Raw genomic sequence first — 15,509 nt, 5'->3', positions numbered from 1 at the left:
TGTAGGTTAAAAAACTTTATAGTTCGTCAGCTTGTTAGCCAGTAAGTACGCAATCGAAAGCATAGTGAACGATACGAGAGACTTAAATAAGCCGACGGCCGTTGCGATGCTAAATTGGCCCTGCTGAATCCCTTGTCGAAAAGCGAAAGTATCAATGATGTCTCCCGACGAATAGACAACCGGACTATACAGGTTCAGAATTTGGTCTTGCCCTGCGTTCAGCACGTTGCCGAGACTGAGAATCCCAACCAGAATAATCATCGGAGTGATGGAGGGAATCGTCAAATAAATCGTCTGCTTCCACCTTCCGGCTCCATCAATGACTGCTGCCTCGTACATGGATGGATCGATGGCCGTTAGCGCGGCCAAAAAAATGATCGTATTATACCCGATTTCTTTCCAGAGATCGGATAAGACAACCGCGTAAGGAAATTGATCTGCATTTCCGAAAAAGAATGTGGAATCGTGAATGCCCATCATCTTCAGAAAACCGTTAAAAGCGCCATCCTGTGGAGAGAAAAAGTCAAGAAGAATTCCCCCAAGCACGACCCATGAAAGGAAAAACGGCAAATACGTGATCGTCGTTGCCAGTTTACGAAACCATGACTTCGTAATTTCGTTCAGCAACAAGGCAAAAATAAGCGGGAAGATAAGCTTGGCGACGATCTTAAGAAAGGAAATAAAAAACGTATTATAAATGACGCTTGTTACGCCGGGCGTATGAAGTAACGATTTGAACACGTTCAAACCGACGAATTCCGAATGGAAGAGTGAATACACAAATCCCTGACGATAAGGCACGAAATCCTGAAAGGCCATTACAAATCCGACCATCGGGATGTAACTGTATACGAACACGAGGATAACCGGAACGATTAGCATGCCGTATAGGGGTAATTCTCGTTTCAATAATGATGCCTTCATGATTGCGTCCTCCTTCCGATCCACGTTACGGATAGCGGGGGCGACCGTCAATCCGGTCTCCCCGCCTTCCTCCGTCGTTATTTCGCGCTCGCTTGTAGGTCTTTCATAATATCGTTGCCAGCAAGTTTGTTCCAGTCATTCACAAGCTTGTCCCAATCATCAACGGATGCTTGGCCGTAAATAATTTTGCTGATCATTTCTTCCGCCATCTTTTTGTACATCGGGATAGTCGTGACCATTTTCTCGTTCGGCACGCTGAAGAAGGCATTTTTCAAAACATCGCTTTCTTTGTTATCTTCGAAATAATGCTTGCCTGCCGTGCCGTCTGCACCGCTGAAATTCTGCCATGCGGTCCAGCCGACGACGTAAGAAGGATCCTGCTCGTACTTTTGCACGTCGTCATAATGTTGTTTTTGTTCGGCGTTCAACTTAGAGGGATCTTTCGCTTTTAGCGCCGTTGATACCGCCGTATAATCTCTCGACAATTTAAAGGGATCTTCGATGACGAATGGAGCCGAAGATTTCCAACTGCCGTAGTTGTTCTGATCCGTGCTTGCAAAGTTTTGCGCATCCGCATTAGGGCCGAATACCTTCTCGACATACCAGTTGATCATTTTAACAAAAGCTTCGGGGTTCTTCATATTCTTGGATACGGCTACGTAAACGTTGCCTGGCCGATAGCCGTAAGGCTGCGTCGGCTTGCCGTCTCCCGAAGGCATATTGACGACAATCCAATCCGATTTCGGATCTTTCGTTTTCAAATCAGGCAACGGCCACAGCGCTTGCCACCAGCGACCCATGAACATACCGACTTTCCCGCCCGTAAGGTCCTGTGCCAATTTACCGCCGGCATCGACTGTTCCGAAATCTTTCGCCAGCTCGCCTTTTTTATACATCGTTTGCAGCAACGTAAGCGCTTGTTTCACACCTGGTTTGCTGCCAGACCAGATGACGTTCCCCGATTCGTCCTTCTCGTAGAAGAGCGAGTTGTCCCACCAAGGACCCGGCTGCGAGTGGAACATCTCAAACACACCATCTGCTCCGCCCCAGTCGAGAATCAGGTTGTCTTTACCGGATACGCCGAATCCATACGTGTCGGGTTTGCCGTTACCATCCGGATCTTGCGTTGTGAAAGCTTCAGCCACTTTCTCGAATTCTTCGACCGTCGTCGGCACGGTGAGGTGCAACTTATCCAGCCAATCCTTACGAATCCATAACCCTTTGATATCCGCCCGAATTTCGCTCGCGGTAAGCGGAAGCAGGTATTGTTTGCCGTCGCTCGTAACCGTGCTGTTCATCAGGGCACCGCCATCCCCATACAATACGGACTTGGCCTCATCCGACAAATACTTGTCCAAGTATGGCTTCATATCCATTAACTGATCGCCTTTGATGAGCGTATTCGCTTGACTTCCAGTTATTTGGGGTAAAATGTCGGGGATGTCGCCGGAAGCGATCGTTACGTTCATTTGGTTCTCGAATTGGCTTGCATCCGCCATCCAGCTATATTGGATGTTCACGCCCTGATCTTTCAAAAAGTTAATCCAAGAATTGTTTTCCGCCGATTGACCTTCTTTATATTTGGCGTTCTGCAGCGTACGTTTGACTGTCGTCACTGTAATCGGATCGTCAATTTTGGCCAACGGGTCAATAGATGCAGTATCCGTGCCACTTGCGCTTGCACTTGTACTTGCACTCGGAGACGAGCTTGACGCGTTTTGGTCCTTGTTGCTGGAGCATGCAGCTAGCGCCGAGACCGCTAATGCTGCAGCCATGACCGTTGATAGCAGCTTAATCTTTAAAGCCATTGAATTTGCCCCCTATATCGTTTAGTTTAGTGCCTAATTCAATAGTAATCTGAAACCGTTTACAACTCTATTCGCAGTTCTTTACCTTTTTAACGATCGTTTACCATGTTAACTCTCTTGAATTGTTGCCTTGTATTCTTGAGGAGAAACGCCCACGGCGTTCTTAAAAAAACGCGTAAACGATTGTTGGGATTCGTAACCGATTTGAACTGCGATTTCACTCATTTTTTTGGAGCTTTTTTTCAGCAGCGTCTTCGCTAGTTCAATTCGTTTGTCCGTAATATAGTCCGAAAGATTCGTTCCCGCTTCCTGCTTGAACAGCCTGGATAAATAAGAAGGATTGAGGAAGAAAATGCTTGCCAGTTTGGTTAAGGAGAGATCCTGATCCAGGTGGTCATTCACATAACTTTTCAGCTTCATGACGACGTCTTCCGTCAGACGTTCTCCGCGCATTTCGTGCTGGTTAAACAGTTCCACGCCGACGCCTCGCAAGTTAGCAACCGCTTCGCGCCAAGACAGATGCTCTTCCGTTACGAGAAGCAACCGCAAATCCACCGACGCCATCACGGCATCTCTGATTTCCATTGTGTTGGTATAAGAAAGAAACATCGTTGCGACTCGGTAGTATTTCTCTAAGATTATCGGATCATCCCAGGTCGATATCGAACCGGCTTCTGCAAACAATTCCTCAAACAACGATAGGAATGCATCGCGCCGTCCGTTGAATAAGAAATCTTCCAGAGACTTGAATTTTCCTGTGCTGACACTAGCTATGCGGGAGGAAGTGTTCTGGGAAACCAGCGGAATGGCCTTGTTTGACAGAAAGAACTCCGTGATCAAGCCAAATCGATTACGCATGATTTGATTTAATGACCGATATTGTTCCGCGATCTCGGACAGCTCGAAATGCTCTCCGCTGACGGCAAGAGATAAGGTTATCCCCATGGTGGCCTTCACTGATTCCTGAATAAATTCCAGATTCCCATTAAATAAGGCAAACGCTCTGCGCATGGCTAACGGATCGCTTGATGCGGATTCCGCTTTCGACTGTACGATCCACACCATATTCACGCGATCGACGAGACAACCAAAATACGAAAACTCGGCGCTAAAAAACTTGTCGGCGATCGCTTGAACCGCAAACCGGGATTGCTCACGACCCTCTCTTTGCCATGCATCGGGCGAAATGTCGAACCGTCCGATGACCAACCACCCGTGACGAGCTGCATTCAGCGGAATTTTTAGTTCGTTAAAATGGCACTGCAAATCCGTCGTACGTGAATCATGTCCCGTAATAAAGTCTTGCATCCATTCGCTTTGAAGCGTTGGCCACGCGATCTCCTGCAAAGACTTCGCTTCCAGCAAAATATCGGCCATATTGCGGCTTTCGCTTATTTCTTTCGCCATTTCGCGCACAGTATCCACGATTTGCTGATCATCGGATGTCTTTAGCAAGTATCGAACGCCACTGTGTTGAATGGCCGAATACACATATTCAAATTCTCGATAACCGGTCAAGAAGGCCACTTTGCTTTGAGGCCAATTGGCCTTAATCCGGTCGAGCAGCTCCAAGCCTGTCATCCCCGGCATCCGGATATCCGACAAGACGATATCCACTTTGACTTGTTCCAACACGTTCATTGCTGCTTTCGCCGAATATGTTTTGTAGATATTTACCTCGTCCGCCGCCATTTCCCTGATGAACAATTCGGCAAGCATATCCGCCACGATCGTTTCATCGTCGACAATCAATAAGTTATACATCTCAATCGCTCTCCTTTGTGATCGTAAGCGTTACTTTCAAGCCGCCTAACGAGCTCCGCTCCACTTGAACGCCGCATTGCTCTCCGAATTTTAATTGCAATCGTCGATGAATATTCAGCAAACCCGTAACCTCGTCGTCATCCGAGTTTCTTTGAAGCTCATCCGACATCTGCCAAAGCTTCTCCTCAGTTAAACGCTCCCCATTATCTTCGACGATAATTTCAATTCGGTCGCCTGTTAATTGGAAATTCACAATCAGTTTGCCGTCTTCCAAAACCGCTTCGAGTCCGTGTTCGAACGCGTTCTCTATCACGGGCTGAAGAATAAGCCTCGGAACCATGACATGTCCGATTCCGGTTGGCATGTCTGCGAATTCGGTATGAATACGGCTGGAGAATCTCATGCCCTGAATTTCCGCATACGTTCTCGCATGCTCGACTTCTCTCCCGAGCGGAACCTCGTCCACCGTGCTTCTCGTAACGAACTCAAAATATTGGCCCAAATATTTCGAGAACAATACCGCCTCTTCCTTGTAGTCGTATTTAATCCATCGATGGAGCACGAAAAAGCTATTATATAAGAAATGCGGATTAATCTGCGTTTGCAATTGCTTCAGTTCCGAGTTGCGGAGCAATATTTTCTGCTTGTACACCTGTTCGATTAACGAATGAAGATTACGAAGCATAGAGTTAAACCGCTGGAAAATATGACTGAATTCATCTTTACGACGATGCTTGATTTCAAATTGCAAATTGCCGATTTCCACTTTATAAAACGCGCTCGAAAGCATAGAGAGAGGAGCATGAATGTAACGGTACAACGATATGGCAAAAATTACGATAATAATGACAGCCGTAGCAGCATATAGGAAGAATAACGCTTGAAAATCATTGATTTTGCGAAACATTTGATTCAATGGAATATAACTCACGATTGCAAGATCAAGCCGCTTATCGTAATTATAAGTGATGAAATATGTTTCTTGGTCGACTCTGAGGAGATCGTATCCGTTGTAATGGTATTGAAACCCACTGTCCACAATATATTTCCGAATGCTTTGAGCGGTCTGGTTTTTCTCTTCCGGCTGAATGAGGATAGGAAGATTGCTGCTAAAAAGAAATGCATTGCTGTTACGATACACCTGCAAGTCAGTAAGCATTTTCCTTAAGTTATTATCCGATAAGGCAATGGCAATGAAAGCAAAAGAATCTTGTCCGCTCACCGGAAATGAATTCGGTGAGGAGGCTAGCAAATATAGGTTCCCATTCACATACGTTATTCCTCCGCGATTCTTGGAATTTCGAAATGCCTCGATTAGAGCGCGGTCGGATGCGTTCCACTCGTTAATAATCAAGTTACTGATGGTCTTCTGCAGGGCCGGAAGTATCACTTTTACTTGGTCGACGTAGCGGCTACTGGCTTTAATGGTAACAATCCGTTCTTGCAACAGATTTAGATTAAAATCCCTGTCGTAGTTTGTCATCGAGTTGTTCTGCACCATTAATTTGTTCAAGCTGGTGTCGTTGAACAAATCATATTGCAGGAGTCTTACTCGCTGAAGCTCTTCGCTTATCGAATGGTTGAAGAAATCTACTTGGGTTTGGCTTGAAGAAGAAATGTCGTATTTGACCGTCGTTAAGCCCCAGTTATAGACGCTGTACCCGAGAACGAGCAAGGGAATCAGGATGGCGATAAAGGTGAAAAATAATCTAGCGTAAAGAGTACCGCTCCACTGCTTTACTTTCTCTCCCATGCTTCGTACGCTCATTTCGACCATCCTTGTTCACATAATCAAAGCCTATTCCAATTATAGTCAAATCCCCTCCGCAATCAACGCAGTTATCTGCATGAAAACCCGGAGGGGATTAACGTTTCTTTTTTAAAATGTCAACTTGTTAAATATGGCTTCATTTTTCTTTATGACCGCATGATCAGACAGTGCATTGATGTATTCGTTCAGTTTTTCTCTCACTAAATTCTCTTTAACACTTGCCTTTACATCGCTAAACGCTTTATAACCCGAATCTTCCTTATCGACACATTTGATGATCTCAAATGTACTGTCCGTTTGAAACGGTTTGCTTATCTCCCCAGGTTTCAATGCTTGTGCTACACCGAAAGTTTTCAGCAGCGTAAGATCACGCTTCGGAAATTGTTCCGGCTCGAACGTATACTGAATAACCGAGCCGTCCTTATTGAAGGCTTTGGCAACCGTTTCAAAGCTCTCCCCATTCGTCAGCCCTTTTTCCGCTTCCTTAATCATTTTTTCAGCTTCATTTTCGTTTAGAACCGTAGCTCCGTTTGCAAAAAACCGAACTTCAATCTTCAGGATTTTTATTTTATCAGGAAGCTTATAGTTCTTAGCTTTAGTTTCTTCATAATATTGTTCCAGACTATCATCGCTGGTGTCTATGATCTTTTCTTCTTCCAGTTGTTTAATCACAACGTCATCATTCTTGCTATCTAAAACCGTATAATACTGCATCAAGTCAATTTTCTGGGGACCGTAGATGATTTCTTTTTTCTCCACCTTGGATTTCCTATCTTCGTTTTCGCTATTAAGACCGTTTAGAATCGCTGAATAATCGGTATCCGAAATTAATCCATGTTTTTTGTGAAGGGAAAGCTTTACTTTTCTTTGGACAATTTCCTTTAAAGCGGTTTCCCTTAAAACGGCAAGAGGATTTTTCCCATCAATGCTGCTCTCCCAGAAATCATCATTGTCAACGTAATCATGTTTTTTAGAGAACTCCATAAAAACGTTAGCCTTCAGTCTGATCATGGTATCTCTCAGTTCCATAACCGAGATGGGTTCGTTATTAACAGAAACTGCGGTATCAGTGTCCTTAAGCTCTGGTTGTCTCAAGAAGAAATAAACGGAAACCACGCAGCAAATCAAAACTGCAGCAAGAAGTACCCTCTGGAACAGTTTGTGCTTAAAAATTGGGATCAATCCCTTTCCATCCATTTCATCCACCACCTGTAACTATTAAATTTCAGTCAAACAGGCTGAAAGCCTGTTTGACTGAAATCGGGTCATTGCTTAATTCTTTGTGAAGGATACATCATCCATATAAACATACGGATAATTGGAGCCATTATCGACTTGCGTCCAGAAGCCAATCGTGCATTGTCCGTTCGTTACATTAATATTGGATACGGTCAACTCTTGGTAGCTTGACGAGTCAGGAATCGCTGCAGACAGTGTGCTTCCGCCAAAGTCTTTGGCCTCCAATTGACTGGCAGTGAACCCGTTTCCGCTGCGTCTTGCCCAAGCTTTCAAGGTATAAGTGCCGTTGGTCAGTCCAGTAAACGTGCGGTAGGTGTAAACATTCCAGCTTCCCGTCTGACCATTGTAGTGCGTCAGATGATAGGTACCGCTATGGGACCCTCCGTTACTTTCGGTATATGAAGCGTTGGTCGTGCCGGTACCGCTCCATTCCGTCCATCCCGTTGGTGTCTGCGTACCAGCCCCATCCGCTTCAAATCCCGGATTTACTGCCAGATTGGTGCTGCCTCCACCGGTGATATCAACCAGATCCACGGATACATAATAATTGCTGCTTGCACTGAATTTCGTTCCCGTTACGCGTACTTTCATCGTATGCTGTCCATTAGACAGGACGCCGCTATCATACAGTGTAACACCGGTATGACGGTTGCTCAGATAAGTGTCTACGATTGTCTCCGGTCCATTGTCGATCGAAACGGCAGCCTGACCTTGGTTCGTGTCGGCAGAACCCACCCATTTGATCCCTGTACCGTTGAACGAAATTTGGAAATAATCGTTTGCATTCGAAGAGTAATGATCCCCCGATGAGCCTGTTGACCAACTGCCCGAATACTGGAACTGGTTGTTGCCTGTGCCAGTTACCGTATCCTCAACTTTTGAGAAGATTGCGGGATCAATGCCTGGTCCTTCGTAAGCACCCATGTTATGCGTGCTTCCTAATGCATTCCCATAATAGTCACGGGAACCGATGTTCAAGCCTTCCAAAGATGCAAGGTTAAGCCCTGCGGAGAGCGCTGGGGAACCGGTCTTCAGTTTATAGGCCGTAACGGCAGTGAGATAATTGTGATTGATGATTTTTTCACCGTTGCCTGGATTAACGAGCATAGGATCTGCGTTCTTGCCTACGAGGACGTTATTGATCTTTTCCTGTCCGGTGCCATTTACCCATGCCGAGAAGCTTGTATAACCCATTCCATTGAAGCCGCCGTTGGTCTGCCACCAGATATTTCCTGTGAATGTGCCGGCGGAGTAGGTAGGATCGGGATTTAATATGTTCGTGCCTGTCGTATAGAAAATATTGTTATGGTAGTGTACGCCCGACATGTCCGTTGCTGCGCCGCCCCACTCTAAACCCCAATCTTTTGAGGCAATAACGTTACCCGATTCATAAAAAGTGTTGTTATACACCTCTAAGTTAAATTTCCCATTCGTAGGTCTGCTAGCTGCTGCAATCCACAAGGCATGATCCCCACGGTTATCTAGCTCACTAATATTATACCTATATACAATATTGCCTGATCCTCCGTCAGTTGGATTATAGGAAGTGAAAGCTGGCCCGGTGTTGGCGTATGAATAGGTATATTGCTGCGTGCAGTTGTTGCCGTCGATGTCAAAGCCGCCGCCGTCTGCTCCAGTGTTGGACGAGTTTTTAAAGGCCAAGGAATTTTGGATTAAACAATTGTTTGCAGACCAGAAGAAGATGCCTTCCGGTCCGTTGTGGTGCCCGGTCGGCTGGTCCCATCCGTTATAAGAAGCTGAACTGTATTCGATGGTGCTGTTCGTGTTGTATAACAATTCGATTCCGTCGCCCGATTCATTTGAAGGATACGCAGGGTCTCCGGGATTATTATTGGCTACGCTGTTTCCTACATAAATGTGATCGCTCATTGCGGTCCACGTGCTCTGATCCGCTAAGATGCCGGCTCTTCCATTATCATGCGCATTTACATAAGTGATATCGATGTGATCGGATGTTATAACCCTTACGCCGGCATACTGAAAGCCGCTGGCTTCCATGTTCGTAACACTGCAATAGTGGCAGGATGTGAAGTCTATACCTTTGCCGCCCAAATTCCCTGTTTTTCTCCCGTTGCCGATCACATTGATATTTTTAACGTCGATCCCTGTAGACCCATTCAATGTGATCGCCGACCCGGTTCCGCCATTAATGGTGGCCCTGCCGCCGCCATAGGAGTCAACGGTCACTCTCGTCGTGCTATTGCCCCCATCGTTGCTGTCGAACTGCAAGTGGCCATTGAAGACTGACCCCCCCTGGAAAAGGATTGTATCGCCAGGGGCAAAATTAATACTGTTCACCTTGCCGATCGTCTGCCACGGAGAACTTGAGCTCGTACCGGCATTGCTATCATTGCCGCTTGGACTTACATAATAAGTCGTTCCTGCTGCATATACCGCGGCAGGTGTGTAGAAGACACACAGGTTGAATACAAGAAATGCTGCTACAATAAATTGAGCTTTGAATACCTTAAACATTTTCATCACGTTTACCTCCACATTTTCATACTTTTACTGCGCTGTGCGATGCTTCATCTCAACTTATATATATCACCTCCCTTTCTTGCCGTTCTTCGCCTCATAACTGTACTGAGGCAATCAGGAGACAGGAGAACAACACAATGAAAAGAGCAATTATTAAAAATTTAGAGCAGCTTCTTAGCTTAACCTTGAAGTGCCCCTAGATTCAAGAATATACTGAAAGCGTTTTCAATTCTGTTCGCATTTCTTTACTTTTTTAACGATTGTTTGCCTAATTAACTCTCATGAATCGTTTCCTTGATCCTGCTGAAGTGCAGAATGAAACGAAGGAAGCGCCCTCGCAGGCGCTTCCTTCGTTCAACCCGTCGGCATTACTGGATGCCCAATTGGGATTTCAACCTGTCCAGATCCGGTTTAACCGCCTTCATGATGTCGTCCTGGATTTGTTGCAGTGCCGCCTTCGAATCCGAATTCTTCTCGATGGCCTTACCGATCGAATCGTCCCAGATTGTTTTCGCAGCGTCGTTCAACTGAATATCGAACCAGTTGTCTTGGACCTGCGGGATCAACTTGGCTGACAGTTCGTTGACCTTCTGATCCCCGGTAGCCTTGTACGTTCCGTTCTTGAAGCTGTCCAGTTCGAAAGCCGGGATATAACCGGGGATTCCTCCGTGATTGATCCATACTTCGTTGCCTTCCTTGGTCGCCAGCGCCCATTCGATAAATTTCCAGGCCAGCAGCTTGTTCTTGCCTTGCGAAGGAATGACCATTGTCGATCCCGCCCCGCCGTAAACCTTGCCGAACGGAAGCCCTGCTACCTTCCATTTGCCTGACTGATCATCCGACTGCCTTCAACGGCGACCGCCTGGCCACGATGGAGGCCATGTACGCTGCAGGAGGCAACGCCGGTCCGCATAACTGGACTTCGTTCAAGGAGTTCTCCCGGACATTCAAACCAACTTATGCTGCCAATGAAATCTCTCTTACACAGGGCTTCTTCAATGAAGTGAACGACGGAACGGTCATTCTGAAGTTCCACTTCTGGAGCGGCGCCATCATCGAGTACACGATTACGAAGAACGGCACGAGCATCACGGGCAGCGGCATCGTAGAGCAAGAATCGATCAATTCGGGGAAAAAGGAGTCCTGCCTTGCGCCCCGTGCGCTGGGCAGGACTCCTTTGCTGCCGGATCAAGTAATGAATCTTATCCAACAACGAAAGGAAAATCGGTCATGAATCCAGGACTGCAAACGATTCTGTTTCAGGACGGTTCTGGAGGATTTGCAAACCATCGTGGACAAGTTTAAAGGCAGCCGTATCGGTATGTCGGTGACTCTTTGTACCGTACCCACGTTCAATTTCTCAGGCTCGCAGGAGCTTGCCTGGAGGCAAGTGAATCAGGCGATACGTAACCATGCCATCGCCGGAGTCGATCGAGTATTCGATATCGCGAACTCGTCCTGGTACCGAGAGGTAAAACCTCAAGGTGCGTTGTTCGGATGATGAGTCAAGCGATACGCCGTCGGAGATAAGCCTGTCGAGGATTTGAAGAGCTTGGACAGGTAGGAAACGTCGGGAATGCCAACTTTGGCGCCGATTTCCGCTAGCAGGAGGTTCGTGGAGGTCAATAACCACTTCGCTTCTTCTATCCTTTTTCTGTTCACGTATTGGATCGGGGCTGTGCCGAAATGCCTTTTGAACACACGGATAAAATAATTGGGATGTAGATGGGCGCATTCCGCCAGCTCGTCGATCGTTAAGTTTCGATCGTAGTTCAGATGGATGTACTCGATGACCGCTTGAAGCGGCATGGACGCTGCTGCGGGTTCGACGCCGGCCTCGCTAGCTGCTGCATGCTCAACATAATACGCGATCAGCTTCATCATGGCGGCTTTTATCAGCAAGGGGGCGGTCATGGTCGTACCGGCTTCGCAGGAAAGCAGCTCCCGGAACAGCCGCTGCGGTTCTCCGTCGCCCCCCGAGTCAAGAAATACAGGAAGATTCAGCAGATTGAAAAGGTTGTTTTCCCCGACCTTTGCCGTAAAATGGCACCAATATTTCGTAAACCTCGGGCCGGACGTATAAGAGTACGATTGCTTCACTCCTTGCGGCATCAAGAACCACTGTCCCGGTTTAGGAGCATATTCTTTGTCACCGATTTTCAGCCAGCCTTCGCCATCGCAAATCAAATAAAATTTGTTATAGTCCGGTGTGTAATCGAGATCTCGCCAGTCGGTCAAAACCTGTTTATATCCCATTTCGGTTACGCGGACCTGAAGATTATCGAGATAAAGCCGGATCAGCTGTTGTTGAGCTTTGTTCATGGTCTGTCACCTTATATGAAAGATAGATAGTTTTATACATAAGGAAGTTAGGATTCTATATTCAAGAGTATACCACGGTATTGCTAGGATAAGGCTGTAGCAAATAAATAGGAGGCTTGGTACGCATGGTTAAGGCGCAAATCGCCAATGGTCCTTTCGAACCCACATTTGAATCGCTCAGGACATTCGAGTGCCCGGAATGGTTCCGTGACGCAAAGTTAGGCATATGGTCGCACTGGGGCCCGCAATCGGTGCCGATGTACGGGGACTGGTACGCCCGGAACATGTATTACGAAGGTTCCGACCAATACCGGTACCATATTCGCCATTACGGGCATCCGTCGAAATTCGGCTTTAAAGATATCGCGAAGCTGTGGAAAGCGGAGAAATTCGATCCGGAATCGCTGATGGACTTGTACGTGGCTGCCGGCGCCAAGTATTTCGTTGCGCAGGCGATGCACCACGACAACTTCTTCAACTACGATTCGAAAATCCACCGCTTTAATTCGGTTAACATGGGACCGAAGAAAGATATCGTAGCCCTGTGGAAAGCCGCCGCTTCCCGCCGGGGACTGCCTTTCGGTCTGACCGAGCATCTGGGAGCGACGTTCAGCTGGTATAAATTCAATAAGGGACAAGATAAGGAAGGCCCTTACGCGGGCATCCCTTATGACGGAAACGACCCTGAGTACGAAGATTTTTATTTGCCGAACCGCGAGCATTATGATCCGGACAATCTGTCGTCCGAACCAACACCCTGGTATACAACCAATCCTTGGTGGCATCAGCGCTGGTTCGACGTCGTCAAGGAAGTCATCGATCTATACCAGCCGGATCTGCTGTATTCCGACGGCGGGCTCCCGTTCGCCAGCGCATGGGATAATAAGGCCGCCGCCTTGGATGACCCGTTGTTCGCAGCCGGGCTGAATACGGTCGCACACTTGTACAATACGAACGCAGCGGCCAACGGCGGGGTGAATCGCGCGGTTTATAACCAGAAAGACCGCAGGCAGGACGTTTACCGCATCGGGATCCTCGACATTGAACGCAGCCAGTCGCCGGACATCAGGCCTGACCCGTGGCAGACCGATACTTGTGTCGGGGATTGGTTCTACAATGTGAAAACCGAATACAAGAAACCGGGACACGTCATCGAATTGTTCGTCGACATCGTTGCCAAGAACGGCAACCTGCTCCTCAATATTCCGCAGAAGCCGGACGGCACGATCGATGACGAGTGCACGCATGTTCTGCAAGAGATGGCCCAATGGATCCAGGTATGCGGGGAAGGCGTGTATAGCACCCGGCCGTTCCGAGTATCGGGCGAAGGCCATTCCCGCGTCGTCATTGATCATTTCAAGGAAGACAGGGTGGAATGGAACTCAGGCGATTTCCGTTTCACCCAAAAGGGAAATACACTGTACGCCTTCCAGATGCGGTGGCCGGAAGATCACCGGGCTGTCATCCGTACGTTGACTCCGGCAGACCAAGTGCAGTCTGTCCGACTGCTTGGTGTGGGTGAAGTTCCGTTCGAACAACCGTATGGGGCACTAATCGTTTCGCTGCCGGACAGGCGTCCGACGCCTTACGTTAACTGTCTAGCAATCGAACTTAAGCCTTAAACTAGAGAAAATAAAAGCAAAGCCGGCTAACGTTATCCACGCAGCCGGCTTTGTCGACGTTCAAGCCTTTTCTAAGCTTCTTGTAAAATCTGCCGCCTGCAATAAAAAGCAATGCAATGCCCGCTGACCAATTCGACGTACTGTTGCGGGCTTCCCTCGATCGGTTCTGCATGGATGCAGACATCTGTGTAAAAATTCCCGATTACCAAGACCATGATAATAAGTATGCAGATGTACTTACCTTGTGTAATCCCGTTCATTGAATGCCATTCTCTCTCATCTATTCCATAACACCAACTGCAAAACTGCCGAACCTACCAATTCATCACCGCTTTAATATTAGCAATCAGCTTGTTTGCAGCTTTGGTATGGGTTGCATCCGACGGATGCCAATCTGCGCCGAAGCCGTCATCCCACAATTGAACGTCAAACTTCATAGACGAAATATTGGTATCGCCGGTTTCATTCGTATACGCTGCGACTGCTTGCTGCACCATCGGATAAAGAGCATCCCCCATTATGCCCAGGGTGCACATCAAATGCGCATTCGCGTTACGCGATCGAACCTGCTTCAGAAATTGGACATAGGCATCTCTGTACTCAGCCTGCTTCACCGGATCATCATTCGTATACGAATAGTCGTTCGTCCCAAGATTTATAACAATCAGATCAGGTACAAATTTGTTAAAGTCCCATGGTGCGTTGTGGATATCCACATTTCCGTCAATACGGCCGGCAGTTCTGGCAATGATGTCATAATTATTCGGAACCAGCAGCCCGGTGTTCTTCACACCATCACCGGTATAGCCAGAGACGATGCCATGACCGCTGTAAGCAACTATGCTGTGGTCGGCCTGGAGCGCTGTTGCCGTTTTATAGGCATAGGTTTTGGTCACATCTTCTGTCGCAGTGAAAAATCCGTTCTCCTTCACATCATCAACCCCGTAGCCGGCCGTGATCGAATCGCCGATGATCTCGATCTTCCGAGCCGAACCCTGCGTCGGGTGAATTCCATCCACAGAATTAACGCGAATCTCCTGAATTCCTGCGGTAGATCTGATCGCCTCCGACAGCTTGACGACCTTAATGACGACATCCTGTTGTGTAGCACTTTCAAATACGGTGTAAGTCTTCTGAGACTTTTTTAATAAATCGTCTACGACTCGTACTCCGTTGGCATAAATGCCGATCCTTGCATAATCGGTCTGCCCTAACGCAACCTGGTCGCCTTTCATTGTAATTTGCGCCTTCGTGCCTCTAAACTTGAACTCCGCCCCGCTGCCGGACAACGCCAACCAAAGCGTGTCATTATAGAAAACGGTCCTGCCGATCGGCTTTACGAAGTTCTCCTCTGCTCTAAATAATTGATCACCCTGCGCCAATATAATATAGTCTACATTCCAGCCGGAATCTCCGGCATCATATTGGAGCTTCAATGTCGCGCCTGCAGGGATATTGACCGGCACGGTCACGCTAGTGTAAGCACCATTCCAAGTGCCATTCCCGGTGAAGTTGATTGTCATTGTCTTAACCCCATTCACGTACATACTATACGTT

General features: G+C 47.4%; 12 protein-coding genes and 1 pseudogene. 3 read left to right on the top strand and 10 right to left on the bottom strand.

Annotated features, from left to right (window positions below):
• Nucleotides 1-6 precede the first annotated feature (6 nt).
• The 7 genes from ACESLK_RS02955 to ACESLK_RS02925 form a co-directional block, all read right to left on the bottom strand.
• On the bottom strand, nucleotides 7-924 hold the full coding sequence (locus tag ACESLK_RS02955) for an ABC transporter permease (RefSeq protein ID WP_372661953.1): 918 nt from the start codon (nucleotides 922-924) through the stop codon (nucleotides 7-9).
• A 77-nt stretch (nucleotides 925-1,001) separates the two neighbouring features.
• Nucleotides 1,002-2,732, bottom strand: coding sequence for a type 2 periplasmic-binding domain-containing protein (locus ACESLK_RS02950; protein WP_372661950.1), 1,731 nt, complete (start codon nucleotides 2,730-2,732; stop codon nucleotides 1,002-1,004).
• Nucleotides 2,733-2,840: 108 nt separating this feature from the next.
• A complete protein-coding gene (locus ACESLK_RS02945) occupies nucleotides 2,841-4,496 on the bottom strand; it encodes a response regulator transcription factor (RefSeq protein ID WP_372661947.1) in 1,656 nt (551 codons plus the stop codon).
• Between the two features lies 1 nt (nucleotide 4,497).
• Complete coding sequence (locus ACESLK_RS02940) at nucleotides 4,498-6,264, bottom strand: sensor histidine kinase (RefSeq protein ID WP_372661944.1); 1,767 nt, start codon at nucleotides 6,262-6,264, stop codon at nucleotides 4,498-4,500.
• A 111-nt stretch (nucleotides 6,265-6,375) separates the two neighbouring features.
• Nucleotides 6,376-7,464, bottom strand: coding sequence for a peptidylprolyl isomerase (locus ACESLK_RS02935; protein WP_372661941.1), 1,089 nt, complete (start codon nucleotides 7,462-7,464; stop codon nucleotides 6,376-6,378).
• A gap of 75 nt (nucleotides 7,465-7,539) precedes the next feature.
• Nucleotides 7,540-10,008, bottom strand: coding sequence for a right-handed parallel beta-helix repeat-containing protein (locus ACESLK_RS02930; RefSeq protein ID WP_372661938.1), 2,469 nt, complete (start codon nucleotides 10,006-10,008; stop codon nucleotides 7,540-7,542).
• A 368-nt stretch (nucleotides 10,009-10,376) separates the two neighbouring features.
• The gene (locus ACESLK_RS02925) at nucleotides 10,377-10,775 is read right to left on the bottom strand and encodes a type 2 periplasmic-binding domain-containing protein (RefSeq protein ID WP_372661935.1); all 399 of its coding nucleotides are present in this window, start codon (nucleotides 10,773-10,775) and stop codon (nucleotides 10,377-10,379) included.
• Nucleotides 10,776-10,846: 71 nt separating this feature from the next.
• Between ACESLK_RS02925 and ACESLK_RS02920 the strand changes: the two are divergent.
• Both ACESLK_RS02920 and ACESLK_RS02915 read left to right on the top strand, forming a co-directional pair.
• Nucleotides 10,847-11,242, top strand: a pseudogene (locus ACESLK_RS02920) (hypothetical protein); the annotation flags it as partial.
• 57 nt (nucleotides 11,243-11,299) lie between these two features.
• Nucleotides 11,300-11,509: a hypothetical protein gene (locus ACESLK_RS02915; RefSeq protein ID WP_372661932.1), complete on the top strand. Its 210-nt coding sequence runs from the start codon at nucleotides 11,300-11,302 to the stop codon at nucleotides 11,507-11,509.
• Here the strand turns inward: ACESLK_RS02915 and ACESLK_RS02910 are convergent.
• The gene (locus tag ACESLK_RS02910) at nucleotides 11,488-12,330 is read right to left on the bottom strand and encodes an AraC family transcriptional regulator (RefSeq protein WP_372661929.1); all 843 of its coding nucleotides are present in this window, start codon (nucleotides 12,328-12,330) and stop codon (nucleotides 11,488-11,490) included. The genes ACESLK_RS02915 and ACESLK_RS02910 overlap by 22 nt on opposite strands.
• Nucleotides 12,331-12,455: 125 nt before the next feature.
• On the opposite strand from ACESLK_RS02910, the gene ACESLK_RS02905 reads away from it, so the two are divergent.
• Complete coding sequence (locus tag ACESLK_RS02905; protein ID WP_372661926.1) at nucleotides 12,456-13,952, top strand: alpha-L-fucosidase; 1,497 nt, start codon at nucleotides 12,456-12,458, stop codon at nucleotides 13,950-13,952.
• Between the two features lies 1 nt (nucleotide 13,953).
• Here ACESLK_RS02905 and ACESLK_RS02900 read toward each other — a convergent pair whose 3' ends face one another.
• A complete protein-coding gene (locus ACESLK_RS02900; RefSeq protein ID WP_372661923.1) occupies nucleotides 13,954-14,136 on the bottom strand; it encodes a hypothetical protein in 183 nt (60 codons plus the stop codon).
• 130 nt (nucleotides 14,137-14,266) lie between these two features.
• Complete coding sequence (locus ACESLK_RS02895) at nucleotides 14,267-15,475, bottom strand: SGNH/GDSL hydrolase family protein (protein WP_372661920.1); 1,209 nt, start codon at nucleotides 15,473-15,475, stop codon at nucleotides 14,267-14,269.
• Nucleotides 15,476-15,509 lie beyond the last annotated feature (34 nt).

Source organism: Cohnella sp., from assembly GCF_041640265.1.
Classification (GTDB): domain Bacteria; phylum Bacillota; class Bacilli; order Paenibacillales; family Paenibacillaceae; genus Cohnella.
Note: the sequence above shows the minus strand (reverse complement) of the source record. Positions and strands in the feature narration are given on the sequence as shown.

Coding starts and splice junctions, on each gene's coding strand:
- ACESLK_RS02955 (WP_372661953.1), bottom strand. CDS start 924: ATGAAGGCATCATTATTGAAACGAGAATTACCCCTATACGGCATGCTA.
- ACESLK_RS02950 (WP_372661950.1), bottom strand. CDS start 2,732: ATGGCTTTAAAGATTAAGCTGCTATCAACGGTCATGGCTGCAGCATTA.
- ACESLK_RS02945 (WP_372661947.1), bottom strand. CDS start 4,496: ATGTATAACTTATTGATTGTCGACGATGAAACGATCGTGGCGGATATG.
- ACESLK_RS02940 (WP_372661944.1), bottom strand. CDS start 6,264: ATGAGCGTACGAAGCATGGGAGAGAAAGTAAAGCAGTGGAGCGGTACT.
- ACESLK_RS02935 (WP_372661941.1), bottom strand. CDS start 7,464: ATGGATGGAAAGGGATTGATCCCAATTTTTAAGCACAAACTGTTCCAG.
- ACESLK_RS02930 (WP_372661938.1), bottom strand. CDS start 10,008: ATGAAAATGTTTAAGGTATTCAAAGCTCAATTTATTGTAGCAGCATTT.
- ACESLK_RS02925 (WP_372661935.1), bottom strand. CDS start 10,775: ATGGTCATTCCTTCGCAAGGCAAGAACAAGCTGCTGGCCTGGAAATTT.
- ACESLK_RS02910 (WP_372661929.1), bottom strand. CDS start 12,330: ATGAACAAAGCTCAACAACAGCTGATCCGGCTTTATCTCGATAATCTT.
- ACESLK_RS02905 (WP_372661926.1), top strand. CDS start 12,456: ATGGTTAAGGCGCAAATCGCCAATGGTCCTTTCGAACCCACATTTGAA.
- ACESLK_RS02900 (WP_372661923.1), bottom strand. CDS start 14,136: ATGTCTGCATCCATGCAGAACCGATCGAGGGAAGCCCGCAACAGTACG.
- ACESLK_RS02895 (WP_372661920.1), bottom strand. CDS start 15,475: ATGACAATCAACTTCACCGGGAATGGCACTTGGAATGGTGCTTACACT.